This window comes from Rodentibacter genomosp. 1 (genome assembly GCF_001999285.1).
In the GTDB taxonomy this organism is placed as follows: Bacteria; Pseudomonadota; Gammaproteobacteria; order Enterobacterales; family Pasteurellaceae; genus Rodentibacter.
The window spans coordinates 86878-94081 of record NZ_MLHN01000010.1 but is presented as its reverse complement, the minus strand read 5'-3'; the positions used below and the strand labels follow the sequence as shown (position 1 = coordinate 94081).

The window sequence follows — 7204 nt, the reverse complement described above, 5'->3', positions numbered from 1 at the left end:
TTTGAATGAAATTTAGCTGGATTTTGCTATTTAATTAATCTTTTCAAAACTCTCGGCAAATCCACAATAGAATCCAAAACATAATCTGCCAATATAACCCCTTCTTCTGTCACAGATTTTCCTGATCGAACCAGTACATTAGTTTTCACCTTTGCTCCTATTCCGGCCTTTAGATCATCCACTTTATCACCAATCATTACGGATCGAGTAGGATCAATCTTCAAGTTTTCTATTGCCTGTAATAACATTCCTGATTTCGGCTTGCGACAATTACAATTCGCTTTGTATTCACCTTTACCATCGGGATGGTGAGGACAATAATAAATACCATCTAAATCCACACCTTGTTCTGCTAATGACCAATCCATCCATTCTGTTAATTGCAAAAATTGATCTTCAGAAAAATAATCTCGTGCAATACCAGATTGGTTTGTCACCAGCACCAATAGATAACCCATTGATTTTAACTCACGTAGAGCATCAACCGCGCCATCAATAAATTTGAAATGATCAATATCATGAACATAACCATAATCAATATTTAATGTACCATCTCGATCTAAAAAAATTGCTTTATTCATTTTAACTTTCACCACTCTCTTCTATTGCACAAAATTATCCCTTTTATACTATGAATTAGCAAACTATAAGTTATAACCAATCCATCTAAAAAAGATCCCGCCACATATTGACATAGCAATCTAGACATCTAGAATACCGAAATGAATTTGAAAATAGAACAAGGGCTTATATGATTAAGCTAAATAATATTACGAAGATTTTTGAGTTAGCTGGGAAAAAACTTACTGCACTTGATAATGTTTCGTTGAAGGTCGAAAAAGGACAAATTTGTGGTGTAATTGGTGCATCCGGTGCAGGAAAAAGCACATTAATTCGGTGTGTCAACCTATTGGAAAAACCGACTAATGGCTCCATTGTGGTGGACGGAGTAGAACTCACACAACTTTCCAACCACGAACTGGTTCACGCACGCCGTCAAATCGGAATGATTTTTCAACACTTCAATCTTCTCAGCTCACGTACTGTATTTGAAAATATTGCGTTGCCATTGGAATTAGAAGGAATACCAAAACCAAAAATTCAAGAAAAAATCACCGCACTTTTAGAGTTAGTAGGTTTAAAGGAAAAACGCAATGCCTATCCAAGCAATCTGTCAGGTGGGCAAAAACAGCGTGTTGCTATTGCTCGTGCATTAGCAAGCGATCCAAAAGTATTACTATGTGATGAAGCCACAAGTGCATTAGATCCCGCTACGACCCAATCTATTTTAAAATTATTAAAAGAAATCAACCGCACTTTAGGTATCACAATTTTATTGATTACCCACGAAATGGAAGTGGTAAAACAAATTTGTGATCAAGTTGCAGTCATTGATAAAGGTCGTCTTGTAGAACAAGGCACTGTGAGTGAAATCTTCTCAAATCCTAAAACCAAATTAGCTCAAGACTTTATTCGATCCACATTCCACATCACTTTACCTGATGAATATTTGGCGAACCTTACCGATACACCGAAGCACAGCAAGTCATATCCTATTATTAAATTTGAATTTACCGGTCGTTCAGTGGATGCGCCATTACTTTCACAAGCATCTAAAAAATTTGGTGTAGAACTCAGTATTTTAACATCACAAATTGATTATGCCGGTGGTGTAAAATTTGGTTATACCATCGCAGAAGTAGAAGGTGATGAAGATGCCATTACCCAAACTAAAGTCTATCTAATGGAAAACAATGTACGTGTGGAGGTGCTCGGCTATGTTCAATGATTTCTGGGCAACATTTACCCAACAGCTCACAGCACAAATGTGGGGAGTTGTCGGTGCAGCGACTTACGAAACAATCTATATTAGTTTTGCCTCTACGTTACTCGCCGTTGTAGTAGGCATACCCTTCGGTGTATGGACGTTCTTAACAGGAAAAAATGAAATTCTACAAAATACACGCACACACTTTGTACTAAATGCGATAATTAACATCGGACGCTCTATTCCTTTTATTATTTTGCTTTTAATTTTATTGCCTGTAACACGTTTTATTGTGGGGACAGTACTCGGAACCACTGCCGCAATTATTCCCCTAAGTATTTGTGCCATGCCTTTCGTGGCTCGTTTAACGGCAAACGCTTTGATGGAAATACCCAATGGTTTAACAGAAGCAGCTCAAGCTATGGGAGCAACCAAATGGCAAATTGTGCGTAAATTTTATTTGCCTGAAGCCTTGCCTGCACTCATTAACGGTATCACATTAACACTAGTAACTTTAGTGGGCTACTCCGCAATGGCAGGAACCCAAGGAGGGGGCGGTCTCGGTAGCCTAGCTATCAACTATGGCGTGTATCGTAATATGCCTTATATTACTTGGGTTGCGACAATTATCATTGTGCTTTTCGTTATGATTAGCCAAAAGATCGGTGATACACTGGCGAAAAAAGTCGATCATCGTTAATTTAAACACCACACTTCACAGGAAGGAAATTTTATGAAATTAAAAAACTTATTTGCTATCACAGCTATCGCTTCTGCTCTTATTTTAACAGGTTGCAAAGATGATAAAAAAGCACAAGTCTCTCAAGATACCCCACTTAAACTTAAAGTAGGAGTGATGTCTGGTCCTGAGCATCAAGTTGCAGAAATTGCCGCAAAAGTGGCAAAAGAAAAATATGGTTTAGAAGTACAATTCGTAGAATTTAACGACTATGCGTTACCAAATACCGCCGTTTCGACTGGTGATTTAGACGCTAACGCAATGCAGCATAAACCTTATCTAGAGCAAGATGCACAAGCAAAAAGTCTAAATAATTTAGTAATCGTTGGTAATTCCTTTGTTTATCCATTGGCGGGTTACTCTAAAAAGATCAAAGATGTAGGTGAATTACAAGAAGGCGCTAAAGTTGTCGTACCAAATGATCCAAGTAATCGTGGTCGGGCCTTAATTCTTCTTGAAAAACAAGGCTTAATAAAACTTAAAGATGCCAATAATTTATTTTCAACTGTGTTAGATATTGTTGACAATCCCAAAAATTTAAACATAACCGAGGTTGATACCTCTATCGCTGCACGTGCGCTAGATGATGTTGATTTAGCTGTAGTAAACAATACTTATGCAGGACAAGTTGGTTTAAACGCTCAAGATAATGGTGTATTTGTGGAAGATAAAGATTCCCCATATGTGAATATCATTGTAGCTAGAACTGATAACAAGGACAGCAAGGCTGTGCAAGATTTTGTGAAATCCTATCAAACCGAAGAAGTATATCAAGAAGCGAAAAAACACTTCAAAGATGGGGTTGTAAAAGGTTGGTAATTTTCACCTAACTATAAAAATTAACTAAATCACCATTCCTATAAAAAGTGCGGTCAGAAAAATTTCTTCCCGCACTTTTCTCTAGAAACGTTTATTATCGCCCATTATGCTCAAAATATAATACTGTTGCAGCGACACGAGAATGGACATTTAATTTTCTCAACAAATTTCTAATATGTACCTTTACCGTTTCTTCCGAAATAAATAGCTGACCTGCAATTTGTTTATTCGACAAGCCCTTTGCTATAAGACTTAAAATTCCCTTCTCACGCTCAGTTAAAGAATCCATAGGATCTTGACGATATTCACGTTCAACCAATAAATCCTTAATCGAATGACTTAAAATGACTTCACCTTGTGCAATTCGTTTAATTTGTTCAAGCAAAGTATCCGGCTCAGTATCTTTGAGTAAATAACCATCTGCACCAGCATCAATTAATGTGAAAATATCATTTTTAGCATCGGAAACCGTCAAAATGATAATACGCGCATCAATCCCCTCCGCACGCAAACCTTTAAGTGTATCCAATCCAGAAAGCCCTTTCATATTCAGATCAAGAACAATCAAGTCCGGTGAGGTTTGTAACGCAATCGAAATACCTTCGGAACCATTACCTGCATCGGCAACCACTTCAAAATTATCCTCTAATTCAAGTAGCTGTTTCATTCCACGACACATTAACGGATGATCGTCAATGAGCAAAACTCTCAATTTTTCTTGCATATTTCCCCCCTTTAAATCTCTAAATCACCCTAAACATTCACTATAAAAACTTCCCCATTCTAATCCAGATTTAATCACAATTCCAAGAAGTGTAGGAAACCTAATCAATTTTATCACTACTGTCATTAATTTAAACTTCGCCGATATTTAAAAGGAAGAATTTGGATTTGTCCTTGATGGCTATGTTGGATTTGATAAAACTGTGGATAATTAAAATTACCTGATTCAATATGATACGGATTCTCCCCACCCGCTCCTGATACTTGATAAAGTTGATTAATTTGTCTTACTTTTTCATCTTTTATACCGTCACAGTGTCGGTAAATTTCCAAGTGATTCAATTCATTCAGTAAATAAACATTGAATGTACCATCTTTGTTATCTTCAAAGAAAAATTGTAAGAACCCTTCACTTGCAAAAAGATCAATTTCTGCGGGGTGTTGGCGATCCTCATTGTGAGTCTCCGTTTTTTCATCCACTGGACTTTTCAAAACATCATCGAAATCGACCGCACGTTGCCCATCATTTTCCACTTCTTGTAGGCTAACACCGCTTTCCTCAAAGAAAAACTGCCAGCTTTTTCCTGCCACACGCAAGCGGGGGATGCCCGGCGTTTGGCTTTCCCCTAAACGAATGCTAATACAACGATTCACCAATCCACTAACAAGATTACGTAATGCTCGGCGATAATGTCGGCTATAACAAAAAACCTGTACAGAACGTGGGTTATTGACACCACGATAGATTTTATTTGACAGTACTTTTAAGGCAATCAAAATAGCGTTTGGCCCTTCAAAATGCAGAGTACGGATTTCATTCCAAATATTGCGGTAAGTAAAATCAATACTGCCTACAAGGTTTTGTTCCAAGGAACCAAAACTAAATAAATCACTCGCTGAAAGATGATCTTTAAATTCAGCAATGGAGGAAGTCGGATCTACGGTCAAATTCACTGCAATCACAATGTTACGAATTTCACAAGAAGCGGTTAAAGCGTCACTGCTGGTGCCGGTGACCATTCGTGAAAAAGAAAGACGTAAATCTGTGACAAAATTTCTTAAAGTTTCAATACTAATAGAAGGGCTAAATAAATGAAGCTCCGTTTCTGCAGTAATTAATCGGTTAAAGTAAGCCCACGCTACCAATGTATTGAGATTTTCAGCATATTCAATAACACGGTCTTCAGAGAACATCATTTCACTTGGGGGGTTATTAATAAAATACCAACCATCTTTGAAATGTTTATTGCCACGGACTTCCAAAAAAGAGAGATGAGGCTCTGATAAATTGCGGGAAATCTGGGTATTAAGCAAGATGATTTTGCCCGGCAATTCTTCAAATGCCGTATAAAGTTTTCGAGTAAGAATATTGATGTCCTGTGGCACCATATTTGAGCTAATTTTATGCTTACGGGCAAAATTCACTAAGTTATGGTAACTCATCATCAAAAACTTCACTAAATTTTCATGAGCCTCTTTAACTCGCTTAATTTTCCAATATGGGCGCCGATTCAATTTTTGTATTAAATCAACGTTCCAACCCCATTCTTGTGCCAAAATTCGTATGTAATTTATACGCCAGTTACTCACTTTATGCCGAGTCAAATCTTCCGTAACCTTGATATAAAAGCAACGTCGAACAAAATCAAGACGTTTAAATTCGGAAAGTGCGGTCAAATATTCCGTTACTTTAATCAGTATTGCGATATAGGGATCAAAATGGTGTACCGGTGTGGTGTTGCCAGAAAAGAGATCTTCCTTAAACTGACGAGCGATAAGGCGGGTGTTCGGATATTCTTTGGAATACGCCTCTAATAGTAAAATCTTTAACACGGACTTATATGGCGAATCAATCCCTTTGTAAAGCTGCCACAGACTTGCACCAAAATATTCTTTCGCAGAGAATTGCCCTAATCCACCAAAATCCACCCAATCTTGCGGATCAAGTGTCCCTTCCTCAATACGTTTTTTGACCTCTTTTTCATAATCAACCTCATCATCTACCCATAAATGCAGCCATAGTAAAGGCTTACCCGCCAAACGAACAGCAGAACGATAAAATTCATCAAGTAACAGCATATACTGTGCCGATCCGCTGTTTTCATTTGACAGTAAATCGGCATTGTAATCTCTGCGGAAACGCTGCTGATCCATCAAATAGAAATTAATTTCCACATCAAACTGCATTGCCCATTCTTTAATTTTCTGAGCTTTTTGAGATAGTAAATCCCTTTCATCTTCCGTTAAACCTTCACGATGGCAAATCCAAGTATCCAAATCAGAATAACTCGTTTGGCTAATAGACCCAAAACTCCCCATTACGTATAAACCTAAAATAGGAGAATTTGTGCGGTAAATTTGTTGCTTAATTTGCTCATAAAAGGATGGATATTCTGCTAAAAGGAATTGTTGCTGATACGCTGATAAACTAAAACCTGCAATCCCACAAGAAGATTGAACAACATAGCCAGGTAAACACGGATGGTTTAATTGAAGTAATAAAGGAAGCAAAGATAATACATGCTGTAGCCCGTCACCGGAACCTAATAAGGCACGTTCCAAACGGCGTTTATCAAGTATTTCCACATATTTTCTTGCTTGATTGAGATCGTATTTCAATACGGCATCCTACCGGATAGAAAAAGTTGGCAATACTGTACCACTTCAAGCAAATGAAAGCAAAGAATCACTACCCAACTTGAACAATATTTGCTATATTCGGGACGCTATCTTTCATTATAAAATTTACAATTATGAAACATTCATCTATGCCAACAAAATTTAGCGGATTTGCTTGGGGGCTTGCTATTTTTTGTATGCCTGTTTTACTTTGGCCCCTTGCCTTATTAATTTCTACCGGATTTTCTAAAAACCCAATATTGACAGAGGAGCAAAGCCATCTATTTTCTACCTTTTTTTGGCTCTATCCGTTTATTCTCGCCATTGTTGCACGTATCGTTTATAAATTACACGCCAAACACCCAAATCTCGCAGTAAGATTATTAGTGCTTAGTACTATCAGCTTCTACGTCATTTTGGTTTATATTTGTCTCACAAGTGCGGTTAGTTTTTTCTAGATTGTTCAATCTTATTACTTTCGATATTCTTTCCCCTAATCATCAAACAAAATGAAAAATATAGTAGAAACAAAAATG

General features: G+C 37.4%; 7 protein-coding genes. 4 read left to right on the top strand and 3 right to left on the bottom strand.

Annotated features, from left to right (window positions below; genetic code table 11):
- Nucleotides 1-26: 26 nt before the first annotated feature.
- Nucleotides 27-581, bottom strand: a complete 555-nt coding sequence (gene gmhB / locus BKK54_RS06970) for a D-glycero-beta-D-manno-heptose 1,7-bisphosphate 7-phosphatase (RefSeq protein ID WP_077542399.1) — start codon at nt 579-581, stop codon at nt 27-29.
- Between the two features lie 170 nt (nt 582-751).
- Here gmhB and metN point away from each other — a divergent pair, with 170 nt between their 5' ends.
- Genes metN through BKK54_RS06955 form a run of 3 tightly spaced genes read left to right on the top strand, consistent with a single transcriptional unit; the run spans nt 752 to nt 3326 of the window.
- Nucleotides 752-1789: a methionine ABC transporter ATP-binding protein MetN gene (metN, locus tag BKK54_RS06965; RefSeq protein WP_077542396.1), complete on the top strand. Its 1038-nt coding sequence runs from the start codon at nt 752-754 to the stop codon at nt 1787-1789.
- Nucleotides 1779-2468 (top strand): methionine ABC transporter permease, encoded by a 690-nt coding sequence (locus BKK54_RS06960; protein WP_077542395.1) that lies wholly within the window; start codon nt 1779-1781, stop codon nt 2466-2468. Before metN ends, BKK54_RS06960 begins: the two co-directional genes overlap by 11 nt.
- Nucleotides 2469-2501: 33 nt before the next feature.
- The gene (locus tag BKK54_RS06955) at nt 2502-3326 is read left to right on the top strand and encodes a MetQ/NlpA family lipoprotein (protein WP_077542394.1); all 825 of its coding nucleotides are present in this window, start codon (nt 2502-2504) and stop codon (nt 3324-3326) included.
- A 94-nt stretch (nt 3327-3420) separates the two neighbouring features.
- On the opposite strand, the gene BKK54_RS06950 is transcribed toward BKK54_RS06955, so the two are convergent.
- Both BKK54_RS06950 and BKK54_RS06945 read right to left on the bottom strand, forming a co-directional pair.
- Nucleotides 3421-4050, bottom strand: a complete 630-nt coding sequence (locus tag BKK54_RS06950) for a response regulator (RefSeq protein WP_077542393.1) — start codon at nt 4048-4050, stop codon at nt 3421-3423.
- A 125-nt stretch (nt 4051-4175) separates the two neighbouring features.
- A complete protein-coding gene (locus BKK54_RS06945) occupies nt 4176-6668 on the bottom strand; it encodes a class I adenylate cyclase (RefSeq protein ID WP_077542392.1) in 2493 nt (830 codons plus the stop codon).
- Nucleotides 6669-6802: 134 nt separating this feature from the next.
- Here BKK54_RS06945 and BKK54_RS06940 point away from each other — a divergent pair, with 134 nt between their 5' ends.
- Nucleotides 6803-7126 (top strand): DUF5389 family protein, encoded by a 324-nt coding sequence (locus tag BKK54_RS06940; RefSeq protein WP_077542391.1) that lies wholly within the window; start codon nt 6803-6805, stop codon nt 7124-7126.
- Nucleotides 7127-7204: the final 78 nt, after the last annotated feature.

Bases quoted from the DNA above. Each gene is read 5' to 3' on its own strand.
- BKK54_RS06950 (WP_077542393.1), bottom strand. From the start codon at position 4,050: ATGCAAGAAAAATTGAGAGTTTTGCTCATTGACGATCATCCGTTAATG.
- BKK54_RS06940 (WP_077542391.1), top strand. From the start codon at position 6,803: ATGAAACATTCATCTATGCCAACAAAATTTAGCGGATTTGCTTGGGGG.
- metN (WP_077542396.1), top strand. From the start codon at position 752: ATGATTAAGCTAAATAATATTACGAAGATTTTTGAGTTAGCTGGGAAA.
- BKK54_RS06960 (WP_077542395.1), top strand. From the start codon at position 1,779: ATGTTCAATGATTTCTGGGCAACATTTACCCAACAGCTCACAGCACAA.
- gmhB (WP_077542399.1), bottom strand. From the start codon at position 581: ATGAATAAAGCAATTTTTTTAGATCGAGATGGTACATTAAATATTGAT.
- BKK54_RS06955 (WP_077542394.1), top strand. From the start codon at position 2,502: ATGAAATTAAAAAACTTATTTGCTATCACAGCTATCGCTTCTGCTCTT.